Annotated in this window: 18 protein-coding genes; 6 read left to right on the top strand and 12 right to left on the bottom strand. The window is 75.1% G+C overall.

Annotated features, from left to right (window positions below):
* Positions 1-19: 19 nt before the first annotated feature.
* Complete coding sequence (locus ACFSJS_RS05055; protein ID WP_380897175.1) at positions 20-1,912, bottom strand: SDR family oxidoreductase; 1,893 nt, start codon at positions 1,910-1,912, stop codon at positions 20-22.
* 260 nt (positions 1,913-2,172) lie between these two features.
* On the opposite strand from ACFSJS_RS05055, the gene ACFSJS_RS05060 reads away from it, so the two are divergent.
* From ACFSJS_RS05060 to ACFSJS_RS05080, 5 genes are all read left to right on the top strand, one after another.
* Positions 2,173-3,162 (top strand): ABC transporter ATP-binding protein, encoded by a 990-nt coding sequence (locus ACFSJS_RS05060; protein WP_380897177.1) that lies wholly within the window; start codon positions 2,173-2,175, stop codon positions 3,160-3,162.
* Complete coding sequence (locus ACFSJS_RS05065; RefSeq protein WP_380897179.1) at positions 3,152-4,090, top strand: ABC transporter permease; 939 nt, start codon at positions 3,152-3,154, stop codon at positions 4,088-4,090. Before ACFSJS_RS05060 ends, ACFSJS_RS05065 begins: the two co-directional genes overlap by 11 nt.
* 62 nt (positions 4,091-4,152) lie before the next feature.
* A complete protein-coding gene (locus ACFSJS_RS05070; protein WP_380897181.1) occupies positions 4,153-5,070 on the top strand; it encodes an ABC transporter ATP-binding protein in 918 nt (305 codons plus the stop codon).
* Between the two features lie 49 nt (positions 5,071-5,119).
* On the top strand, positions 5,120-5,839 hold the full coding sequence (locus tag ACFSJS_RS05075) for an ABC transporter permease subunit (RefSeq protein WP_380897183.1): 720 nt from the start codon (positions 5,120-5,122) through the stop codon (positions 5,837-5,839).
* A gap of 103 nt (positions 5,840-5,942) precedes the next feature.
* Positions 5,943-6,422 (top strand): MarR family winged helix-turn-helix transcriptional regulator, encoded by a 480-nt coding sequence (locus tag ACFSJS_RS05080; RefSeq protein ID WP_380897186.1) that lies wholly within the window; start codon positions 5,943-5,945, stop codon positions 6,420-6,422.
* Between the two features lie 39 nt (positions 6,423-6,461).
* Here ACFSJS_RS05080 and ACFSJS_RS05085 read toward each other — a convergent pair whose 3' ends face one another.
* From ACFSJS_RS05085 to ACFSJS_RS05125, 9 genes are all read right to left on the bottom strand, one after another.
* A complete protein-coding gene (locus tag ACFSJS_RS05085) occupies positions 6,462-7,295 on the bottom strand; it encodes an HAD family hydrolase (RefSeq protein WP_380897188.1) in 834 nt (277 codons plus the stop codon).
* Positions 7,292-8,569, bottom strand: a complete 1,278-nt coding sequence (serS, locus tag ACFSJS_RS05090) for a serine--tRNA ligase (RefSeq protein ID WP_380897190.1) — start codon at positions 8,567-8,569, stop codon at positions 7,292-7,294. Before serS ends, ACFSJS_RS05085 begins: the two co-directional genes overlap by 4 nt.
* 650 nt (positions 8,570-9,219) lie before the next feature.
* Complete coding sequence (gene pheA, locus ACFSJS_RS05095; protein ID WP_380897192.1) at positions 9,220-10,158, bottom strand: prephenate dehydratase; 939 nt, start codon at positions 10,156-10,158, stop codon at positions 9,220-9,222.
* A gap of 42 nt (positions 10,159-10,200) precedes the next feature.
* Positions 10,201-11,466: an iron uptake transporter deferrochelatase/peroxidase subunit gene (gene efeB / locus ACFSJS_RS05100; protein ID WP_380897194.1), complete on the bottom strand. Its 1,266-nt coding sequence runs from the start codon at positions 11,464-11,466 to the stop codon at positions 10,201-10,203.
* 70 nt (positions 11,467-11,536) lie between these two features.
* The gene (locus ACFSJS_RS05105; RefSeq protein ID WP_380897197.1) at positions 11,537-13,564 is read right to left on the bottom strand and encodes a copper resistance CopC/CopD family protein; all 2,028 of its coding nucleotides are present in this window, start codon (positions 13,562-13,564) and stop codon (positions 11,537-11,539) included.
* A gap of 36 nt (positions 13,565-13,600) precedes the next feature.
* Positions 13,601-14,080, bottom strand: coding sequence for a copper chaperone PCu(A)C (locus ACFSJS_RS05110; protein ID WP_380897199.1), 480 nt, complete (start codon positions 14,078-14,080; stop codon positions 13,601-13,603).
* Positions 14,077-14,796 (bottom strand): SCO family protein, encoded by a 720-nt coding sequence (locus ACFSJS_RS05115; protein ID WP_380897201.1) that lies wholly within the window; start codon positions 14,794-14,796, stop codon positions 14,077-14,079. The genes ACFSJS_RS05110 and ACFSJS_RS05115 overlap by 4 nt, the downstream gene beginning before the upstream one ends.
* 123 nt (positions 14,797-14,919) lie before the next feature.
* Positions 14,920-15,708, bottom strand: coding sequence for a YcnI family copper-binding membrane protein (locus tag ACFSJS_RS05120; protein ID WP_380897203.1), 789 nt, complete (start codon positions 15,706-15,708; stop codon positions 14,920-14,922).
* A gap of 219 nt (positions 15,709-15,927) precedes the next feature.
* A complete protein-coding gene (locus ACFSJS_RS05125; protein WP_380897205.1) occupies positions 15,928-16,821 on the bottom strand; it encodes a hypothetical protein in 894 nt (297 codons plus the stop codon).
* 237 nt (positions 16,822-17,058) lie between these two features.
* Between ACFSJS_RS05125 and ACFSJS_RS05130 the strand changes: the two genes are divergently transcribed.
* Positions 17,059-17,742, top strand: coding sequence for an ATP-binding protein (locus ACFSJS_RS05130; RefSeq protein ID WP_380897207.1), 684 nt, complete (start codon positions 17,059-17,061; stop codon positions 17,740-17,742).
* A 106-nt stretch (positions 17,743-17,848) separates the two neighbouring features.
* Here the strand turns inward: ACFSJS_RS05130 and ACFSJS_RS05135 are convergent, their stop codons facing one another.
* Entirely contained in the window at positions 17,849-19,321 is a 1,473-nt protein-coding gene (locus ACFSJS_RS05135; RefSeq protein WP_380897210.1) for an aminopeptidase P family protein, read from the bottom strand.
* A 114-nt stretch (positions 19,322-19,435) separates the two neighbouring features.
* A complete protein-coding gene (locus ACFSJS_RS05140) occupies positions 19,436-20,950 on the bottom strand; it encodes a PP2C family protein-serine/threonine phosphatase (protein WP_380897211.1) in 1,515 nt (504 codons plus the stop codon).
* Positions 20,951-21,393 lie beyond the last annotated feature (443 nt).

Raw genomic sequence — 21,393 nt, forward strand, 5'->3', positions numbered from 1 at the left:
CCCGGCGCACCCCTCCCCCTCAGGCACGGACGTTGATGCGCGCGAACGCCCGCAGCAGCCCGGGCGAGAGCCGGGACAGGACGAGCCCGCCCCACGCCTCCAGGTTCACCGGCACCACCGCCCGGTCCCGCACCACCGAGCGCAGCACCGCGTCGGCGACCCTCTCCGGCGCGAACCGGCGGATCCGGTAGACCTGGAGGGCCCGCCGGCGGCGGCGCTCCAGGTCGTCCCCGTCCAGGCCGCGGAAGCGGGCGTCCCCCAGGATCGGGGTGCTGACGACACCGGGGCAGACCGCCGACACCCCGATGCGCTCCCCGGCCAGCTCCGCGCGGAGCACCTGGCTGAGCATCAGGGCGGCGGCCTTGGAGGTGCAGTACGCGGGCAGGGCCCGGGTGGGCTCGTAGGCGGTGCAGGAGACGAGGTTGACGATGTGCCCGCCCTCGCCGCGCTCGGCCATCTGCCGCCCGAAGAGCCGGCAGCCGTGGACGAGGCCCCACAGGTTGGTGCCCAGGACCGCCTCCCAGTCCTCCGGGGTGTGCTCCAGGAACGGCCCCACCACCGCGACTCCGGCGTTGTTGACCAGGACGTCCACCACGCCGTGCCGGTGCGCCACCCGGTCGGCGAGCTCCTCCATCGCCCGCCGGTCGGAGACGTCGGTCCGCTCCGCCCAGGCCCCCGCGGCGCCGGCCCGCCGCGCCAGCTCCGCGGTGCGCGCGGCGCCGGCGGCATCGGTGTCCACGGCGACGACCCGGGCGCCCGCGCGGGCGAAGGCCAGTGCCGTGGCCCGTCCGATGCCGCGGGCCGCACCGGTGACCAGCACCAGCTGCCCGCCGAAGCGCTCGGCGTACTCCCGCCGCCTGCGGTCGCGCCTGCTGCGCACAGGGCGGATGCCCGCCGGCGTGCGCTCCCCGCCGTCCCGCTGCCCCCGTTCCCGTCCCGCCTCCTGCCCCGGCTCCCGTCCCGCCTCGCACTCCTCGACGAACGAGCCGATCCACAGGGCGAGCCGGTCGGGGTGGGTCAGCGGCGCCCAGTGCCCCGCGGGCAGCAGGCGGCGCGTCAGCCGGGGCGCCCACCGCCCCGCCTCGTCCAGGACCGCCCGGGACACGAACGGGTCCCCGGTGGAGACGACGAGCTGCACGGGCACGTGGGCGCGGGCGTCCGCGCGGGGGGCGCGCAGCCGGGTCCTCACGTTGTCCCGGTACAGCCAGGCGCCGTGCGCGGCGTCGCGGGGCAGCGACGCGGTGGGATACCCCTCGCTCCGCGCCCAGCCGCCGCGCCTGCCGTACTGGGAGCCGCTCCCGGCCCTCCGGCCCGTCCGCCGGAGGAGGGCGGGCAGGGCCCGGCCGAACAGCGCCTCCGGGACGCCGGGCACGTGCATCAGGTACACGTGCGAGGCCCTGACGCCCTGCCCCAGCGCCTGGGCGGCGCGCCGCGGCGCGGTGCCGCGGAGCCAGTGCCCGAGGTGGTCCAGGGACGGCCCGGAGAGCGAGGTGAAGGAGGCGATCCGGCCCCGCGTGCGGGGGGACGTGGCGAACTCCCAGCCCTGGATCGACCCCCAGTCGTGCCCCACGAGGTGCACCGGCGCGTCCGGGCTCACGGCGTCGGCGACGGCCAGGAAGTCGGCGGTCAGCCGCTCCAGCGCGAAACCGCCGCGCAGCGGCTCGGGTGCCGTGGAGCCCCCGCAGCCGCGCACGTCGTAGAGGACCGTGTGGAAACGGTCCGCCAGCCGCTCGGCCACGGGCAGCCAGAGCTCCTTGGAGTCGGGGTAGCCGTGCACCAGGACCACCGTCGGACGGCGGCGGCCACCGCCGTCCGCGCGCTCGCCCAGCTCGGCGACGCGCAGGCCGACGCCGTCCCCGGCGACCGTCCGCTCCCGCAGCCCGGCGTCCGACTCCGCTCGCGCACCGCCCATGCGTGCCCCTCCTCCTCGTCCGGCGCACTCCGACGCACTCCGGCGTCCTCCGGCGCATTCCCGGAGCCCGTGCGCTCCCGGCCGTGCGGGTAGCCGTTCTCCGCGCCGTGACACCAGCCGGCGCCGGCGGGCCCGCGTCCACCGGGACGGCGGCGCATCCGTACGGACGAGTCCCCTAGGGGCGTCTCCACCTCCAGTACGAGGGAGATCCACGCCCCCGGGGGGAGACCGCGGGCGGTGCGCGCCACTACCGTCGACGCGTGACTGTCATCGCGACCGAAAACCTCACCAAGAGGTATCCGAGGGTCACCGCGCTCGATCGGCTCACCATGGAGATCGCCCCCGGGGTGACCGGCCTGGTGGGGGCCAACGGCGCGGGCAAGTCGACCCTGATCAAAATCCTGCTGGGCCTCGCTCCGGCGAGCGAGGGGACCGCCTCCGTGCTCGGCCTGGACGTCTCCGTCGACGGCGGTGCGATCCGCGAGCGCGTCGGCTACATGCCCGAGCACGACTGCCTGCCGCCGGACGTCTCGGCGACCGAGTTCGTCGTCCACATGGCGCGGATGTCCGGGCTGCCCGCCACCGCCGCCCGCGAGCGCACCGCCGACACCCTGCGGCACGTCGGCCTCTACGAGGAGCGCTACCGCCCCATCGGCGGCTACTCGACGGGCATGAAGCAGCGGGTGAAGCTGGCCCAGGCCCTCGTCCACGATCCGCAACTCGTCCTGCTGGACGAGCCGACCAACGGCCTGGACCCGGTCGGCCGCGACGACATGCTCGGGCTGATCCGCCGCGTCCACACCGACTTCGGCATCTCGGTCCTGGTCACCTCGCACCTGCTGGGCGAGCTGGAGCGCACCTGCGACCACGTCGTCGTCATCGACGGCGGCAAGCTGCTGCGCTCCTCCGCCACCGCCGACTTCACCCAGCAGACCACCACCCTGGCGGTCGAGGTCACCGACACCGACGCCCACCCCGACGGCACCGCCTCCCTGCGCACCGCCCTGGCCGGGGCCGGACTCACCGTGGCGCCGGCCGGTGCCGGCGGCGAGGTCCTGCCCGGCGCCGGACACGTGCTGCTGGTCGAGGCGTCCGACGACGCCGTGTACGACACCGTCCGCGACACGGTCGCGGAACTGGGCCTGGGCCTGGTCCGCATGGAGCAGCGCAGGCACCGGATAGCCGAGGTCTTCCAGACGTCCGGCACCACCGTCACCACCCAGAAGGGAGGCGGCAGCGATGCGGCCTGACCAGGGCACGCCGCCCGCCACCGCCGGCGCCGCGGTCCCCGCCGCGCGCGGCGGCGAGGACGCCAGCATCCACAACATCGGCTACCGCCACTACGACGGTCCCCGCCTGGGCCGGTCCTACGCCCGCCGCTCCCTGTTCTCGCAGTCCCTGCGCGGCGCCTACGGCCTCGGCCGCTCGGCGAAGTCCAAGGTGCTGCCGTTCGTCCTGCTGGCCGTGATGGTGCTGCCCGCCGGGATCATCGTCGCCGTCGCCGTCTTCACCAAGGCCGACGAACTGCCGGTGAAGTACACCGACTACGCGCTGCTGCTCCAGCCGGTCATCGGCCTCTACCTCGCCTCCCAGGCGCCGCAGTCGGTCTCCCTGGACCTGCGCTTCCGCACCGTGCCGCTGTACTTCTCGCGCCCGATCGAGCGCGGGGACTACGTGGCCGCCAAGTACGCGGCGATGTCCGGCGCGCTGTTCCTGTTCACCTCCCTCCCGCTGGTGGTGATGTACGCGGGCGGGCTGCTGGCGAAGCTGGGCTTCGCCGACCAGACCACCGGCTTCCTCCAGGGGCTGGTCTCGGTCGCGGTGCTGTCCGTCCTCCACGGGGGCATCGGCCTGGTCGTCGCCGCGCTCACCCCGCGCCGGGGCTTCGGCGTCGCCGCGGTCATCGCGGTGCTGACGATCCCGTACTTCGCCGTCACCACCGTCCAGGCCATCGCGCACGACCAGGGCAGCGGAGGGGCGGTCGCCTGGCTGGGCCTGGCCTCCCCGGGGTCGCTGGTCGACGGCGTCCAGTCGGCGTTCCTCGGCGGCACCTCCGGCTTCCCGGGCGGCCACGAGCCGGGCACGGCCGCCGCGATCGCGTACGTCCTGGTGGTCCTCGGCCTGGTCGCGGTCTGCTGGACCGCGCTGATGCGCCGCTACCGCAAGGCGGGCCTGTGAGCGCCGCAGCCGCGAACGGGACGACGAGAAGCCAGACGACGAACGGGAAGGCTGCCTGAGCCATGACCACCATCCGCATCGACCACGTGTCCCGCTGGTTCGGCAACGTGGTGGCCGTCAACGACGTGACGATGGACATCGGCCCCGGCGTCACCGGCCTCCTCGGACCCAACGGCGCGGGCAAGTCCACGCTGATCAACATGATGGGCGGCTTCCTCGCCCCCTCCGCCGGGACCGTCACCCTCGACGGGACGGCGATCTGGCGCAACGAGCAGGCCTACCGCCGGATCGGCATCGTCCCCGAGCGCGAGGCGATGTACGACTTCCTCACCGGGCACGAGTTCGTCCTGGCCAACGCCGAGCTGCACGGCCTGCCCGACCCGGGCGAGGCCGCGCGGAAGGCGCTGGCCACGGTGGAGATGGAGTACGCCCAGGACCGGAAGATCTCCACGTACAGCAAGGGCATGCGGCAGCGCGTGAAGATGGCCTCCGCCCTCGTCCACGAGCCGTCCGTGCTGCTGCTGGACGAGCCGTTCAACGGCATGGACCCGCGCCAGCGCATGCAGCTGATGGAGCTGCTGCGGCGGATGGGCGCCGAGGGCCGCACGGTGCTGTTCTCCTCCCACATCCTGGAGGAGGTCGAGCAGCTCGCCTCCCACATCGAGGTGATCGTGGCCGGCCGGCACGCGGCGTCCGGCGACTTCCGGCGCATCCGCCGGCTGATGACCGACCGCCCCCACCGCTACCTCGTCCGCTCCAGCGACGACCGCGCGCTGGCGTCCGCGCTCATCGCCGACCCCAGCACGGCGGGCATCGAACTGGACTGGAGCGAGCGGGCCCTGCGCATCCAGGCGATCGACTTCGCGCGCTTCACCGAGCAGCTCCCGCGCATCGCGCGCGAGCACGGCATCCGGCTCCTCACGGTCTCGCCCTCGGACGAGTCCCTGGAGAGCGTCTTCTCCTACCTCGTCACGGCCTGAGGGCCGCCAGACCCACGGACCGGCAACCGCCCCAAGGAGCCCCACCGCCATGTACGACCCCACGGTCGCCCGGCTCACGTACCGGGCCCTGCTCGGCCGCCGCCGGGCGCTGATCCTCTTCGTCCTGCCCGCCCTGCTGATCGTGATCTCCGTCGCGATCCGCCTGCTGACCGGCGCCGACGACTCCGTCGCCGTCGAGGTGCTCGGCGGCTTCGCGCTGGCCACGATGGTCCCGTTGATCGGCGTGGTCGCCGGGACCGGCGCGATCGGCCCGGAGATCGACGACGGCTCGATCGTCTACCTGCTGGCCAAGCCGCTGAAGCGGCCCGTGATCATCTTCACCAAGCTGATCGTCGCCGTCGCCGTCACCATGGTGTTCTCGGCGGTCCCGATGCTGGTCGCCGGATTCATCCTCAACGGCAACAGCCAGCAGATCGCCGTCGCCTACACCGTCGCCGCGGTCGCCGCGTCGGTCGCCTACAGCGCGGTCTTCCTGCTGCTGGGCACCGTCAGCCGGCACGCCGTCGTCTTCGGCCTGGTCTACGCCCTCATCTGGGAGGCGCTGGTCGGCAACCTCGTGCCCGGCGCCCGCACCCTCAGCGTCCAGCAGTGGGCCCTGGCGCTGGCCGAGAAGACGGCACCGAGCGCGGAGATCGCCTCCGAGGTCGGGCTGCCCGCCGCCGCGGTGCTGCTCGCGGTGGTGACGGCCGCCGGCACCTGGTACGCCGGCCGGAAGCTGCGCACCCTCACCCTCGCCGGGGAGGAGTGACCGCGGCGCGGCCGCGCCCGCCCGGGAGCGCGGCCGCCGGGCCCGCGTCCGGCCGGGAACGGGAGCCGGGGGGCCGCCGATCGCGGACCCGTAGGCTGGACATATGGGTACGACACGGTGGTTGGACGACGAAGAGCAGCAGACCTGGCGTGCGTTCCTGGGCGCGACCCAGCGCGTCCGCGAGGAACTGGACCGGCAGTTGCAGCGTGACGCGGGGATGCCGCTGGCCTACTACCAGATCCTGGCCATGCTCTCCGAAGCACCCGACCGCACCCTCACCATGAGCCGGCTGGCACGGATCACCCGGTCCTCCGCCAGCCGGCTCTCGCACGCCGTCTCCAAGCTGGAGGCCAAGGGGTGGGTCAGCCGGTGCCAGCACCCCGCCGACCACCGCACCACCCTGGCCACGCTGACCGACGAGGGCTTCGAGGAACTGGCGTCCGTCGCCCCCGGGCACGTGGAACAGGTCCGGCGGACGCTCTTCGACCACCTCTCCCCCGAGCAGACGCGGCAGCTCCACGCCATCTGCCGGGCGGTCCTGGGGGACGGCACCGGAGGGGTCCCGGCCGCGCCCGCCCGGTGAGGGGGAGGGCGCGGCCCCGGCGGAGTTGCGGTCCGGCCCTCAGCGCCCGTCGCCGAGCAGGCGCTCCAGGACGACCGCGATGCCGTCCTCGTCGTTGGAGGCCGTCACCTCGTCGGCCACCGCCAGCAGTTCGGGGTGGGCGCCCCCCATGGCGACGCCGTGGGCGGCCCAGGCGAACATGGGGATGTCGTTGGGCATGTCGCCGAAGGCGATCGTGGAGGCGGCCGAGGCGCCCAGCCGGCGCGCGGCCATCGACAGGCCCCTGGCCTTGCTCAGGCCCAGCGGCAGCATCTCGACGATGCCCTCGCCGGAGACCACCACGCTCACCAGGCCGCCCGCGGTCCGCCGGGCCGCCTCGGCCAGGGCGTCGTCGCCCATTCCGCCGGGGTGCTGGAGGTAGAGCTTGTTCACGGGCAGCTCCCACAGCTCGTCCTCGCCGGAGACCAGGGTCGACGGGAGCGTGGTCTCGCCCTGGAGCCGGTAGCCGGGGCCGAACAGCACGTCGCCGTCCACGCCGTCCCGCGAGACGGCCACGGCCAGCCGGCCGACCTCCGCCTCGATCTTGGACAGCGCCAGCCGCGCCTGCTGCCGGTCGAGGGTGACCGAGGTCAGCAGCCGGTGCTCGCCCGCGTGGTAGAGCTGCGAGCCCTGCCCGCAGACGGCCAGCCCGCCGTAGCCCAGGTCGTCCAGGATGTGCTTGGTCCAGCGGACGGAGCGGCCGGTGACCACGATGTGCGCGGCGCCCGCCGCCGTGGCGGCGGCGAGCGCGTCGCGCGTGCGGACCGAGACGGTGTGGTCGCTGCGCAGCAGCGTGCCGTCGAGGTCGGTGGCGACCAGGCGGAAGGGGAAGCCGGAGGCGGTCTCGGCGCTCACCCGGCGACCGGTTCCAGCACCTCGCGCCCGCCGAGGTAGGGGCGGAGCACCTCGGGCACCCGGACCGAGCCGTCGGCCTGCTGGTGGTTCTCCAGCAGGGCGACGATGGTGCGGGGCACCGCGCACAGCGTGCCGTTGAGCGTCGCCAGCGGGCGGACCTTCTTGTCCTGGCGCATCCGGATGGAGAGCCGGCGGGCCTGGAACTCGTTGCAGTTGGAGGCGGAGGTCAGCTCGCGGTACTTGCCCTGGGTCGGGATCCACGCCTCGCAGTCGAACTTGCGGGAGGCGGAGGCGCCCAGGTCGCCGGTGGCCACGTCGATCACCCGGAACGGCAGCTCCAGGGAGTTCAGCCACTGCTTCTCCCACTCCAGCAGCCGCGCGTGCTCGGCCTCGGAGTCCTCGGGGGCGACGTAGGAGAACATCTCCACCTTGTCGAACTGGTGGACGCGGAAGATGCCGCGGGTGTCCTTGCCGTAGGTGCCCGCCTCGCGGCGGAAGCAGGGGGAGAAGCCGGCGTACCGCAGCGGCAGCTTCCCGGCCTCCAGGATCTCGTCCATGTGGTACCCGGCGAGCGGGACCTCGGAGGTGCCGACCAGGTAGTAGTCGTCCTTCTCCAGGTGGTAGACGTTCTCGGCGGCCTGGCCGAGGAAGCCCGTGCCCTCCATGGCACGCGGCTTGACCAGCGCGGGGGTGAGCATCGGGGTGAAGCCCGCCTCGGTGGCCTGCGCGATCGCGGCGTTGACCAGGGCCAGCTCCAGCAGGGCGCCGACACCGGTCAGGTAGTAGAAGCGCGAGCCGGAGACCTTGGCGCCCCGCTCGACGTCGATGGCGCCGAGCGCCTGGCCGAGCTCCAGGTGGTCCTTCGGCTCGAACCCCTCGGCGGCGAAGTCGCGGGGGGAGCCGTGCGTCTCGCGGACGGTGAAGTCGTCCTCGCCGCCCACGGGAACGTCGGGGTGGACGAGGTTGCCCAGCCGGAGGAGGAGGCGCTGCGCCTCGGCCTCGGCCTCGTCCCGCTCGGCGTCGGCGGCCTTGACGGCGGCGGACAGCTCGCCCGCGCGCTTGAGCAGTTCGGCCTTCTCCTCGCCGGTGGCCCGGGGGATCCGCTTGCCGAGCTGCTTCTGCTCGGCGCGCAGCTCGTCGAAGCGGACGCCGGACGACCTGCGCCGCTCGTCGGCGGAGAGCAGGGCGTCGACGAGGCCGACGTCCTCTCCACGGGCGCGCTGGGAGGCGCGCACACGGTCGGGGTCCTCACGGAGCAGGCGAAGGTCAATCACGCGGCCAGGGTACCGGTGGAGGGCGTTTCGCTCGACTCGATACGGGGCTGTGTACACATATAGGCAAATTGCCCGGTATGAGAGAAAAGTGAGGAATGTTATCCCGGGAATTCCCCCTCCGCCGTGTGGACGGCGCGAGGCGCGGGCAGGGGGGTGGAAGCCGGTTTCGAGGGGCGCGGCGAAGAGAGCGCACGCGGGCGGTCGCAGGGGCGCGGCCAAGGCGTTGCGGGAGTGCGGCGGAGCAGAGGCGCCGCGGGAGTGTCCGACAGGTTATCCACAGCGCCGGAGAATTCCGCCGAGTTTTCCACAGGTTGCTTCGAAGTCCTGTGGAAGAAGGGGGAGGTGATGACCTGCCGGGACGCGTGCTCGGCCATCGATTCCCCCTTCCCGCCCTCTTTACACACCCTTTCGGACCCAAACACCACCCGCTCGGATGTTGATCACGTGAATCGGCGAAGGCGAAAGTGGTCTGCCCCATTGTGGTAGGTGAAGTGACGGATTGGCGATATGTCGAATATGTCCGTTTCGGGGTTTGGCGTTGTACACAGGCCGCTCAACGCCCCTGTGGATAACCCTGTGGAGATCCGGGGACGGGAAAAGCCCCCTTTTTCCGGGCCCCGGAGCCGCCGGACCCCACCGCCGTCCGGCCCTCAGCCGCGCCCGTCGATGCAGCGCGTCAGCCAGTCCGCCGCCTCGGCGAACTCCTCGTCCGTCGTCCCCCGCCGCAGCGGCGCCGCCTGGGCGGGATCGCTCCCCGCCCGCGGATACGACCCCAGGAAGCGCACCTTCGGGCAGATCCGCCGCAGCCCCATCAGCGCCTCGCCGACCCGGCGGTCGGTGATGTGCCCCTCCGCGTCCACCGAGAAGCAGTACCGGCCGATGCCCTCCCCCGTCGGCCGGGACTCGATCCGCACCAGGTTGACGCCCCGCACCGCGAACTCCTGGAGCAGCTCCAGCAGCGCGCCCGGATGGTCGTCGCCCAGCCACAGCACCAGCGACGTCTTGTCCGCGCCCGTGCTCGCCGCCGGCCGGCCGGGCCGTCCCACCAGCACGAACCGCGTCTCCGCGTTGTCCGCGTCGTGGATGCCGGTGACCAGCGGCACCAGCCCGTACGTCGCCGCCGCGAACTCGCCCGCGAACGCCGCGTCGTACCGCCCCTCCTGCACCAGCCGGGCGCCGTCCGCGTTGGAGGCCGCCGACTCCCACTGCGCGTCGGGCAGGTGGGCGGCCAGCCAGCGGCGCACCTGCGGCTGGGCCACCGGATGCCCGGTCACCGTCTTCACCGACTCCAGGCCGGTGCCCGGCCGCACCAGCAGCGCGAACGCGATCGGCAGCAGCACCTCGCGGTAGATCATCAGCGGCCGGCCGGTGGCCAGCTCGTCCAGGGTCGCGGTGACCCCGCCCTCCACCGAGTTCTCGATCGGCACCAGGGCGGCGCCGGCCTCCCCGTTCCGCACGGCGTCCAGCGCGGCGGGCACCGACACCATCGGCACCAGCTCACGGGTGGCCGCCTCGGGGAGCGTGCGGAGCGCGGCCTCGGTGAAGGTGCCCTCGGGGCCCAGGTACGTGTAGCGGCTTGCGGCTGACATGACGCCACAGTAGTCCCGCGGCGGGCACGGCAGCCGCCGTTCTCAGCCTTCGAGCAGCCGCTGCCCGACGTACTCGCCCTCACCCGCTCCCCCCGGCACCGCGAACAGCGCGCTCGCCTCGTGCCGGATGAAGCGGGACAGCGCGTCCCCCCGGTCGAGCTTGCGCTGCACCGGGACGAAGCCCCGCAGCGGATCGGCCTGCCAGGCGACGAACAGCAGCCCGGCGTCCGGCGCGCCGTCGTCGCGGAACCCGTCGTGGTACGAGAAGGAGCGCCGCAGCATCGCCGCGCCCCCGTTCGTCTCCGGCGCCGACACCCGCACGTGGGCGTCGGCGGCCACGGCCAGGTCGCCGTCCGCGGTCCGCTTGGCCAGGTCGACGGGGGTGGTCTCGGTGCCGCCCGACAGCGGGGCGCCGTCGGACTTGCGGCGGCCGATCACCTTCTCCTGCTCGGCGAGCGGCTCCCGCTCCCAGTCGTCCAGCAGCATCCGGATGCGCCGCACCACCGCGTAGGAGCCGCCCGCCATCCACTCCGGGTCGCCGTCGGCGGGCACGAAGACCCGCTGCTCGAAGTCCTCGTCGGTCTCCCGGGGGTTGTTGGTGCCGTCGACCTGGCCCATCAGGTTGCGCGCGGTGCGGGGCGAGGCGGTGGCGCCCGGGGAGCGGTTGAAGCCGCTCATCTGCCAGCGCACCCGTGCCGTACCGGCCGCCTCGCGCTGGAGGGCGCGCAGCGCGTGGAAGGCCACCAGGGAGTCGTCGGCGCCGATCTGGATCCACAGGTCTCCGTCGGAGCGCCCGGGGTCCAGGGCGTCGGAGGAGAACGGCGGCAGCGGTTCGAGCGCGGCGGGGCGGCGCGCCGCCAGACCCGTGCGGTCGAAGAAGGTGCGGCCCATGCCGAAGGTGACGGTCAGGGAGGAGGGGCCGGCGTCCAGGGCGATGCCGGTGTCGTGCAGCCGGCCGGGCGGCTCCTCGCCCGCCATCAGCGCCTCGGCCGCACGCGACCAGCGGCGCAGCAGTGCGGCGGCCTCCTTGCGCCCGGCGCCCGCGGCCAGGTCGAAGGCGACCAGGTGGCCGTGGGCCTGTGCCGGGTCGGCGATGCCCGGCTGGTGGACGCCGCGGAAGGGACGGCGGCCCGCGCCGACCGTGGCGAGGGCGGGGGGCCGCTCGGCCGCGGCGGACGCGCCCAGGGCGCCGCCGGCCGCGCCGAGCACCAGCCCGGCGGCGCCCGCCGCGCCCGCGGTGCCCAGCAGCCGGCGGCGGGAGGGGCCGGTGGGCTCCCCGGCGGGGCGGTCGAGGTGGTGGTCCTTCATCGTGCTCTCTGTCTCGGTTCTCGGGGTGCTGTGGTCGCCTCCCGCGTCCGCCGGGGCGGGGCGGGGAGGATCAGGGCAGGAGGAAGGTCGCGCGCTCGGTCACCTGGTCGATGTCGGAGGTCCTGACGGCCACGGAGACCTTCCAGGTGCCGGGCAGGGGGAGCTGGAAGCCGGGGGACGACGACCAGTGGCCCGCGACGGCCTTGTTCAGCGGGACGGTCAGCGGGCCGACGTCCCTGGCCTCCAGGATGAAGGAGACCTTCACCTCCGGAGCGTCCAGGGGGGCGCCGGAGGGGCCGGTGAGACGCAGGTGGACGGTGTTGTCACCGCTGCGGCCGGGGTCGAGGTCGAGCCGGGCCGAGCCCTTCCCGCCGGGACCGCCGGTGTCGAAGGGGATCTCCAGGGAGACGGGCCCGGCGTCCGGCTGCCCGGCCGCCGCGCCGGGGCGCCCGGCGGCCTCGGCGGTGCGGGCGGGCTCGGTGGCGGTGAGCAGGGTCGTCACCAGCAGCACGGCGGCGGCGACGGCCGCCTCGGCGAGCACCGAGCGCCGCAGCCCGGAGCGCACCGGATCGGCGTCGCGCTCCCGCCTGCGCCGTTCGGCCTCCAGGGCGGCCCGCTGGCGGGCGAGCTGCGCGGCCCGCTCGGGGGTGGGGGCCGGCCCGGAGGCACCGGCCCCGTCCTCGTCGGGGGCGGTGCCGGACGGGACGCCGGCCGGGGCCTCCGCGGCGTCCCCGGCCCGGCCGTCCTCCGCGCGGTCCGGGGGGCCGGCCAGGCGGGAGGTCCAGCGCCGGGAGTGCCGGGCGGCCAGCAGCATCAGCACCACCAGTGCGGTCTTGGCCAGCAGCAGCCGCCCGTACGGGGTCGAGACGAGCGCCGACCAGGTGCCCACCTGCCGCCAGGACTGGTAGAGGCCGGTCGCGGCGAGCACGGCCACGGCACCCAGGGCGAGCCGCGAGAAGCGGCGCACCGCCCCGGCGGGAACGGCGGGACCCCACCGCAGCAGGGAGAGCAGGGAGGCCAGCCCGCCCAGCCAGACGGCGGCGGCGACCAGGTGCGCGAGGTGGGACGGGATCGCCGCCGCCGTCTGGATGCCGCTCGATGCGTGCTCGGCCAGGGCCCAGGACGCGGCGGTCCCCAGGGCGATGACCGTGCCGCCGGCGCCGAGCCCGATGACGAGGTCGCGCCGCTCGCCCTCGTCCCCCTCGGCGCCGCCACCGCCGCCACCGCCGGCCGCCCCGCCCGCGTACCGCCGCGCGTAGAGCCCGAAGAGCACCGCCACGAACAGCGCCGCCGCCGCGAGCATCAGCAGCCTGGCCACCAGCGCCGTGCCCGGCCGGGTCTGGAGGACGGACCGGAGCACCTCCGGGTCGAGGACGTCGCCGAGCCCGCCGGAGCCGGTGTACGGGCCGCGCAGCAGCAGCGCCGCGATGGTCGCGGCGGTCAGCGCCACCCAGCCGCCCGCCACCAGCCGCCGTACCGGGACGGTCCGCGCGGCGCCCGGCCAGCAGGCGAGGACGAACACCGCGCCGCCGACGAGCAGCAGGTACCCGGCGTAGGAGACGTAGCGGGCGGTGTCGTACAGCACACCGGCCGGCCCGCCGCCCGGCTCCTGGCCGGACAGGGAGACCGAGGTCTTCGAGGGCGCGCCGACGGAGAAGGTGAAACCGCCGGCGATGGGGTGGCTGTCGGCCGAGACGGCCCGCCAGGCGACGGTGTACGTGCCGTCCGCCAGGCCGCCGCGGAGGCCGACGCCGTAGCGGAACCCCGTGCCCCCGGAGGGCCTCTCCGACGGGTTGCCGGTGTCCACCCGCTCGCCGTCCGGGGCCAGGACGCGGACGGAGTCCCGCGAGAGCGAGACGCTCTCGGTGAAGGTGAGCGTCACCTCGCGGGGCGCCGCTCCCACCACCGCCCCCTGCTCCGGGCTGCTGCCGGACAGCGCGGCGTGCGCGGCGGCCGGGGCGGCGCCGCCGAGCAGGCCGAGCACGCCGGCCGCGGCGAGCAGGAGGCCCGTCAGGGCGGCGCGGAGGGGCCGCGTGTACCGCGCGGGCCGCGCGGACGGCACGGGCCGGGGCGCGGTGTGGGGGGCGGCGGTGGCCATGGCGGGTGACCTCACTCTTCGGGACCGCCGGGGCGGTCAGGGGACGTGGTTGGTCGCTTCGACCGGTACCTCGACCCTGATGGGGCCGGACTTCTCGAAGCGCAGCTCCACCGGGACCGTCTCGCCCTCGGCGGGCCGGCGGTCGAGCTCCATGAACATCAGGTGGTCGCCGCCGCGGCTGAGCTCCAGGGCGCCGCCCGCGGGGACGGGCAGCGAGGAGACCTGGCGCATCCGCCCCCCGGCGGTGGTGTGGATCTGCACCTCGCCGGCGACGTCGCTGCTCACCGAGGTGAGGGAGTCGTCCGCGCCGCCGTCGTTGCGGACGGTCAGGAAGCCGCCGGCGGTGTCGGTGGTCGGCGGTTCGGGCATGTACGCGCCTTCGACGGTCAGCCGGGGGGCGTCCCCGCCCCCGTCCCCGCCCCCGTCCGCGGAGCCGCAGGCGGCGGCGCCGGTGGCGAGGAGGGCGCCGGCGAGCGCGAGCCCGAGCGCGCGGCGGGCGCGCGGCCGGCGGCTCACGGCAGCTCCCCCTTCACCAGCTTGGGCAGGTCCTGCTCGTAGACCTCCACGGGCACGTCCGAGGTGTACAGCACGTGCGCCTTGTCGTCCTTCGGAAGGAAGGCGAGCACCTGGGTGCCGTGGGAGGAGACGACGTCGCCGTCCTCCTCCACCTCCGGCGGCGCCAGCCCGATGCCCAGGTCGCGGGCGCCGGCCTGGATGGTGTCGAAGTCGCCGGTGAGCCCGATGAAGTCCGGGTCCTGGGCGCGCAGCCAGGTGCCGAGCGACTCGGGGGTGTCGCGCTCGGGGTCGGAGGTGACGAAGACGACGCGCAGCTTCTCCTGGTCCGCCTTCGGCAGCTTGGACTTGGCGACGGCGATGTTGCTCATCGTCAGCGGGCAGACGTCGGGGCAGTGGGTGTAGCCGAAGTAGACCAGCGTGGGGTGCCCCCTGGTCTCCTCGACCAGGTCGTAGGTCTCGCCCTCGGTGTCGGTGAGGACGAGTTCGGGCTTGTCGAAGGGGTTGGTCAGGACGGTGCCCCGCTTGACGGAGTCGGTGGGCCCCGCGGTGGCCGGGGACCGGTCGGATCCGCTCCCCCCGCCGTCCGCGGAGCCGCAGGCGGCGGTGCCGGTGGCGAGGAGGGCGCCGGCGAGGGCCAGCCCGAGGGCGCGGCGGGAGCGGTGGAGGGGGCCGGCGGGGCGGGAGCGCCGGGGGTGGCGGCGCGCGGTGCGGTGCATGGTGGTTCGTTCTTCCCGGGGGTCGGTGGGTGGTGACGTGCGCGGGCCCGGCGGCCCGGCCCGCCCGTCCGCCCGGAAGCGGGCGCGGGGGCGGGCCGGGGCCACCGGACGGCGCGGGCGGCGTCAGGCGGTGGGGCGACGGCGTCCGGCCAGGACGCCGAAGGCGATGCCCCCGGCGCCGGCGGCGATGCCGACGACGGCGAGGACACGGGCGGTGGTGTCGGTGGTCCCGGAGGACTCGCCGGAGGCGGCGGCCTTCTCCGCGTCGCCGGAGGACTCGGCGGAGCCGGCGGCCCGGTCGGCGTCCCCGGCGCCGGCGGAGCCGTGGCCGTCCTCGCCGTCGGCGGGCGGGGCCAGCTCCAGCACGGGGGCCGGGCTCTCCGGTTCCTCCTCGCCCTCGACCGGCTCCTCGATCCAGCGCACGACCTCGTCGTTGTCGTACGTCTGGACGGCCTTGAACACGAGCCGGTCCACGTCCTCGGGCAGCTGCCCGACGGAGACGGGGAACTGCTGGAAGGTGCCCGGCTCGATGCCGCCCCCGGTCTCCGTCCAGGTGATCTTGGAGGGGACCTCCTCGATCCTCCGGCCGTGGGACTCCAGGGGCTTCTCCAGTTTGGTCCTGGTGACGTCCACGTCCCAGCCGGGGACCGGCTGCGGCATCACCGAGGTGAGCGGGTGGTCGGCGGGGAAGGTGACCTCCAGCTTCACGGTGGAGGCGTTGTCGCGCTCGTTGGGCACCTTGAAGGCGATGGTGGCGTAGCCGCCCTGCTCGGCCGTGTCGGGGTTGACGGAGACGTGGGCGGAGGCGGGCCCGGCGAACGCGACGGCGCAGGCCGCGGCGGTGGCGGCGGCCGCGGCGAGACGGCGGCCGGACGGCAGGGACGGCACTGTGGGGCGGATCGGGAACCGCATGCTGTGACACTCCTCGTACGTGGGGGAAGCGCTCCCCGTCCGGAAGGCGCGTCCGCGCTGTCATGCGCCGCCGTGCGTAGTCGTGCGCGGCGGTTTCCGCTCGTGCGCGGTCCGCATGCGACGTGCGCGGGCGTGCGCCCGGTCCGGGTGAGCCTGGCATGGTGTGCGCGGCGTCCGCGCACACCTCACCCCCGGGGTACGGGCGTGGGGGCGTACGCGTCAGGCCGCGAGGTCGAGGCCGTACGCGGAGGCGGGCGGACCGCGCCGGACCACCGAGTGCGCCAGCAGCGGCGCGGCGGGGGGCGCGGCGTCCCCGGCACCCCCGCCGCACGGGGCGCGGGGCGGCACGGCGCCGTCGGGCAGCAGCCCCCGGCACAGGGCCCGCACCCAGCGCAGCGCCGTGCGCAGGGCCCGGACGAGCAGCACGCCGGCGAGTTCGCCGGTCAGGTGGGCCGACAGCCGCACCAGCCGCCACAGGGCGGCGTCGCCCCGGCGCAGCAGCCAGCCCATGGCGAGCGCGGCGAGCAGGTGACCGAGCAGCATGGGGCCGGACAGGAGCGACAGGGCGGTGCGCACGGCCGCCTGGAGGCACTCGGCGGCGGTGCCGGCGACCGTGCCGGCCGCGCCGGGGTCGGACGCGGGAGCGCCGTGGCCGCCGTGGAGCGCCGCGGCCCCGGCCGGCGCGTCCGGGAGCGCGCCGGAGAGACCGGCCTCGGCGACGACGCGGCGGGCCTCGGCCTCCGTCAGACCGGACGCGGAACCGCCGCCGCACAGCAGCCGCGAGGCCAGGGCGATCACCCCGTCGCGGCCGGCACCGCCGGAGGCCGGGACTCCGGACGCCGGCGCGCTCTGTGCGGTGGAGAAGAGCAGGTGCAGTCCGAGCTGCCCGAGCGCCAGCAGGGCCGTGATGCCCGGCAGGGTGCGTTCGCGCCCGGCCAGCGGCACGGCGGCGGCGAGGACGGCCGCGAAGCCCGCGGCGAACGTCCACGCGGGGAGCCCCTGCCCGGCCGCGAGGACGTGTCCGGCCGCGGACAGCGTGACGCAGACCGCGGCGAACACCGCGGCCCGCAGCAGTCGCAGGTCGGCGCCGGCTCGCGCGACGGGGGCTCTCATGACCGGGCCATCCTCTCACCACCGCCCCGAAGGGAACACGGGGCCTCCGCGTCGAACGCCCTGCCGGTGGTCCGTGGACGGCGGATAGCGGGGCGATGAGGGCTTATAGCTTCTTTTCCGTATATTGCACTACTCATCACATCCGCCGAATGAGGGGAGGCGCGCCGGTCCCGCGCTTACCACCGCCGGGCCGGGCAATACGTGAGGGTATGTCGAGCCGCGGCCGGGAGGCTGAGCATGAGCATCTGGTGGTCCCTCCACTTGCGGCGCGAAGCCGCCAGCGTCCCGCTCGCCCGGCGGCTCCTGCTCGGCGCGATGGAGACCGCGGGCGTCGACCCGGACGTCTCCTACGACCTGTCGGTCGCGCTCTCCGAGGCGTGCGCGAACGCGGTCGAGCACGGCGGACCGGGGGGACCCGGGCGGTCGGGCGCCGGGGAGTACCACGTGACGGCGTACATCGATGACGACATGTGCCGCATCGAGGTGACCGATCACGGGCCGGGCTTCGGGGACGCGTCCGGCGGTCCGCCCCGCACCGGGGGAACCGCGCACACCTCGGACACCACAGGCACCGACACGACCGACGACACCCGCACGACCGGGAGCACCGACGGCACCGGGACGGGCGCCGACGGCCCGAACAGCACGGAGGGCGCGGGCGGCACGGCGGGCCTTCCGGCCGCCAACCCGCTCGGCCCGCTGGTCGCCAGGGCCGCGGCCCCCCTCCGCGACGGGAGCCGCGGCGGCGGGCAGGGGGAGCCGGGCGGCGGGGCGCACCCCCGCGAGCACGGCCGGGGCCTGTTCCTGATCGAGGCCCTCGCCGACCACGTCGCCTTCCGCAACCGGCCGGGCGACGGAGCGGTGGTCTGCTTCGACAAGCTCCTCAAGTGGAAGAAGGACGCCCTGCTGAAGGCGTCCTGACCCCGTCCCGCTCCCCGGTGGTGCCGGGCCCGCCCCGGCGCCGGCCCCGCCGGGGAGCGGGGGACGCGGGGGGACCGCGTCCCCCCGCGTCCCCCGCGGCCCCGGTTCAGCCGCGCAGCCGGGCCATCCACGCCTCGACCTCGTCCGAGCGGCGCGGCAGCGCCGCCGAGAGGTTCCGGTTGCCGTCCTCGGTGACGAGGATGTCGTCCTCGATGCGCACCCCGATGCCCCGGTACTCCTCGGGCACCGTCAGGTCGTCGAGCTGGAAGTACAGGCCCGGCTCGACCGTCAGGCACATGCCGGGCTCCAGCGTCCCCTCGGCGTACGTCTCGCGGCGCGCGACGGCGCAGTCGTGGACGTCCATGCCGAGCATGTGGCCGGTGCCGTGCAGCGTCCAGCGCCGCTGGAGGCCCAGTTCGAGGACCCGCTCGACCGGCCCCTCGACCAGGCCCCACTCCACCAGCCGCTCCGCCAGCACCCGCTGCGCGGCGTGGTGGAAGTCCAGGTACTTCGCCCCCGGCTGCACCGCCGCGATGCCCGCCTCCTGGGCGTCGTAGACCGCGTCGTAGATCTTGCGCTGGAGATCGGTGAAGCGGCCGCTGATCGGCAGGGTGCGGGTGACGTCGGCGGTGTAGAGGGTGTGGGTCTCCACGCCCGCGTCCAGCAGCAGCAGGTCGCCGGAGCGGACCGGGCCGTCGTTGCGCACCCAGTGCAGGGTGGTGGCGTGCGGGCCGGCGGCGCAGATGGACCCGTAGCCGACGTCGTTGCCCTCCACGCGGGCGCGCAGGAAGAAGGTGCCCTCGATGTAGCGCTCGGAGGTGGCCTCCGCCTTGTCCAGCACCCGCACGACGTCCTCGAAGCCGCGCACGGTGGAGTCGACGGCCTTCTGCAGCTCGCCGACCTCGAAGTCGTCCTTGACCAGGCGCATCTCGGAGAGGAAGACCCTCAGCTCCTCGTCGCGCTCGGCGGTCGTCTTGTCGGCCAGGGCGGCCTCCACGCCGGCGTCGTGGCCGCGCACCACGCGGACGTCGCCCCGGGCCTCCCGCAGCACGTCGGCGACGGTGCGCACGTCCCGGCACGGCAGGCCGTAGAGCCGCTCGGCCTCGGTGAGGCTGTGCCGGCGGCCCACCCACAGCTCGCCCTGCCCGTCGAGCCAGAACTCGCCGTTCTCGCGGTTGGAGCGGGGCAGCAGGTAGAGGACGGCCTCGTGGCCGCCGGCCGTCGGCTCCATGACCAGGACGCCGTCCTCGGTCTGGTTGCCGGTGAGGTAGGCGTACTCGACGGACGACCGGAAGGGGTACTCGGTGTCGTTCGAACGGGTCTTGAGGTTGCCCGCGGGAATCACCAGGCGCTCGCCGGGGAAGCGGGCGGAGAGCTTCGCGCGCCGCTCGGCGGTGCGGCCGGCCTGCGGGACCGGCTCCAGATCGCGCAGCTCGGTGTCGGCCCAGCCCGTCCTCATGTTCTCGGCGAGTTCGTCGGAGACGCCCGGGTACAGGCCGTTCTTCCGCTGCTTGATCGGCTCTTCCGAAGTGGGTTCGCCCTGCTCGTCCGGGGTCTCCGGCCGCTGCTGGTCAGCCACGTCGCTGCCTCCTCCTGCTGGTGGGTGTGGGCCGCCTCCCGTCGCGGGTGCGGGCCGCCTCCCATCGTAGGTCGGGCCCCTTCGGCGCGGACCGGGAGCCGTCGGCCGGGGCGCTCAGAACCGCGCGGCCAGCAGGACGACGTCCTCGGGGCTGTCGGGGTCGTCGGCCCGCCCGTCGGGCAGCACGGTGCCCAGGACGTGGTCCACCAGGGCCTCGGGATCCTCGCGGACGGCCGGCGCGGCGGCCGCGGCGGCCGCCCGGAGCCGGGCGAAGGCGCGGTCCATCGGCTCCCCGGTGCGGTGCAGCAGGCCGTCGCTGTAGAGCAGGAGCGTTTCCCCGGCGGCCAGACACACCTCGACGCTGGGCGCCTCCCAGCAGGCGAGCATCCCCAGCGGCGCGGAGAGCGTCGTCTCCACGACCTCGGTGCGCCGCGGCCCGACGACCAGCGGAGGGCAGTGCCCGGCGCCGGCCAGCACCACCCTGGCGGCGGCGCCCGGCGTCCCGGCCCCCTCCGGCCCGTCCGCCGCCCCGGCCCGCTCGGCGTACCCGAACAGCGCGGTCGCCGACCGCGCCGGCTCCGTCAGCCGCAGCAGCAGCTCCAGATCGGACAGGACCGCCACCGGGTCCTCGCCCTCCATCACCGCGTACGCCCGCAGCGACGCCCGCAGCCGCCCCATGGCGGCCAGCGCGTCCGGCCCGGAGCCGGTGACCCCGCCGACGGAGAGCCCCAGCGCGCCCTCGGGCAGCGGCAGCACGTCGTACCAGTCGCCGCCGCCGCGCGGCCCGGTGCGGTGCCGCACCGCCAGCCGCACCCCCGGCACCCTCGGCAGCCGGGAGGGGAGCAGTCCCTCGCGCACGGTGGCCACGGCGGAGCGGGCCCGGGTGAGGTCGAGCTGGCGGGCGATGTGCTCGGCGGCGTGCCGCACGTACAGGCCCAGCAGGTGGCGCTGGCGCTCGGAGGGCTGGGCGGGCTCGTCGTAGAGCCAGACGGCGGCACCGACGCGTCCGGCGGTGCCGGCCTCCAGGGGCACGGCGTAGCTGGCGGCGAAGCCGAGCCGGGCGGCGACCTCGCGGTGGCGCGGGTCGAGTTCCCGGTCCTCGGCGATGTGGGGGCTGGCGATCTCCCGCGGGGCGTCGGGGCCGGTCCGCCCGTCGGCCCCCGGCAGTCCGTCGAGGAGGCGGGCGTAGGGAGCCGACTCGCGCGGGATGGTCTCGATGTGGCCGAGGTCCGCGGGGCCCAGGCCCAGGCCGACGGTGGTGTCGGGCCCCAGGCCGTCGGCCGGCGCGAGGGCGATCAGCCCGCGCCGGGCGCCCACGAGGGCGGCCCCGGCGCCCAGCGCCTCGTGCACCGCGTCCTGCAGGGTGTCGGTGCGCACCAGGCGCTCGGTGAGGTCGTGGAGGGTGGTGAGGTCGGAGATCCACCCGGCGAGCCGGTCCTGGACGGCGGCGAGTTGCTCGACGGGGCGGGCGAGGGCCGGGTCGTCGAGGGGGGAGGCCCGGTGCGGCCCGGCGGGGGGCCGGGGAGCGGCGGACCGGGGGGCGGCGGCGGAGGGGTGCGGGGCAGTGTGCTGGGGAGGTGGGGCTGGTGAGTCGATTCCGGCCAGTTTCGGCGGCTGCTGGGCGCTCATGGGCAGCGGCCCTCACCGCGGAACAGCGTCCTCAATAGCATCGCAAACCCCCATGTCGTGCTGCTCCGCTATCAGTGACTTCAGGTGTACACGGGCCGATAACGCGATGTCCAGCACTGCACCGGCGGGCTGACGGGTGTCCTTGGCGGCCGTGCGCCGGGCGGAGGCGGCCCGGTGTGGCGGAACAGTCCCGGGAGGAGTCGTAAGCTTGGCCGAAAACATATCCTGGGTCTGGTGGTGCGCGGTCGACTGGCCTCAGCACGGCAGCGCGTCATCACGGTCGTTGTGGGTACGTGGGTTACGTACGGCACGAGGAAAACGAAGCGGTCGGCGAGCACACGGGTTCCGGCGGAACCCGTCGGCGGACCGGTGCGTCTCACGAGGAGGACTCGAGGCGCACCCTCGTACGCGGCGAGAGAGATTCAGGGCACGGAAGCAGGCGG

The organism is Streptomyces desertarenae, assembly GCF_042681365.1.
Taxonomy (GTDB): domain Bacteria; phylum Actinomycetota; class Actinomycetes; order Streptomycetales; family Streptomycetaceae; genus Streptomyces; species Streptomyces desertarenae.

Excerpts from the sequence above, each read along its gene's own strand:
- ACFSJS_RS05055 (WP_380897175.1), bottom strand. The coding sequence starts at position 1,912 with ATGGGCGGTGCGCGAGCGGAGTCGGACGCCGGGCTGCGGGAGCGGACG.
- ACFSJS_RS05065 (WP_380897179.1), top strand. The coding sequence starts at position 3,152 with ATGCGGCCTGACCAGGGCACGCCGCCCGCCACCGCCGGCGCCGCGGTC.
- ACFSJS_RS05070 (WP_380897181.1), top strand. The coding sequence starts at position 4,153 with ATGACCACCATCCGCATCGACCACGTGTCCCGCTGGTTCGGCAACGTG.
- ACFSJS_RS05075 (WP_380897183.1), top strand. The coding sequence starts at position 5,120 with ATGTACGACCCCACGGTCGCCCGGCTCACGTACCGGGCCCTGCTCGGC.
- ACFSJS_RS05080 (WP_380897186.1), top strand. The coding sequence starts at position 5,943 with ATGGGTACGACACGGTGGTTGGACGACGAAGAGCAGCAGACCTGGCGT.
- pheA (WP_380897192.1), bottom strand. The coding sequence starts at position 10,158 with ATGTCAGCCGCAAGCCGCTACACGTACCTGGGCCCCGAGGGCACCTTC.
- efeB (WP_380897194.1), bottom strand. The coding sequence starts at position 11,466 with ATGAAGGACCACCACCTCGACCGCCCCGCCGGGGAGCCCACCGGCCCC.
- ACFSJS_RS05105 (WP_380897197.1), bottom strand. The coding sequence starts at position 13,564 with ATGGCCACCGCCGCCCCCCACACCGCGCCCCGGCCCGTGCCGTCCGCG.
- ACFSJS_RS05115 (WP_380897201.1), bottom strand. The coding sequence starts at position 14,796 with ATGCACCGCACCGCGCGCCGCCACCCCCGGCGCTCCCGCCCCGCCGGC.
- ACFSJS_RS05120 (WP_380897203.1), bottom strand. The coding sequence starts at position 15,708 with ATGCGGTTCCCGATCCGCCCCACAGTGCCGTCCCTGCCGTCCGGCCGC.
- ACFSJS_RS05125 (WP_380897205.1), bottom strand. The coding sequence starts at position 16,821 with ATGAGAGCCCCCGTCGCGCGAGCCGGCGCCGACCTGCGACTGCTGCGG.
- ACFSJS_RS05130 (WP_380897207.1), top strand. The coding sequence starts at position 17,059 with ATGAGCATCTGGTGGTCCCTCCACTTGCGGCGCGAAGCCGCCAGCGTC.
- ACFSJS_RS05140 (WP_380897211.1), bottom strand. The coding sequence starts at position 20,950 with ATGAGCGCCCAGCAGCCGCCGAAACTGGCCGGAATCGACTCACCAGCC.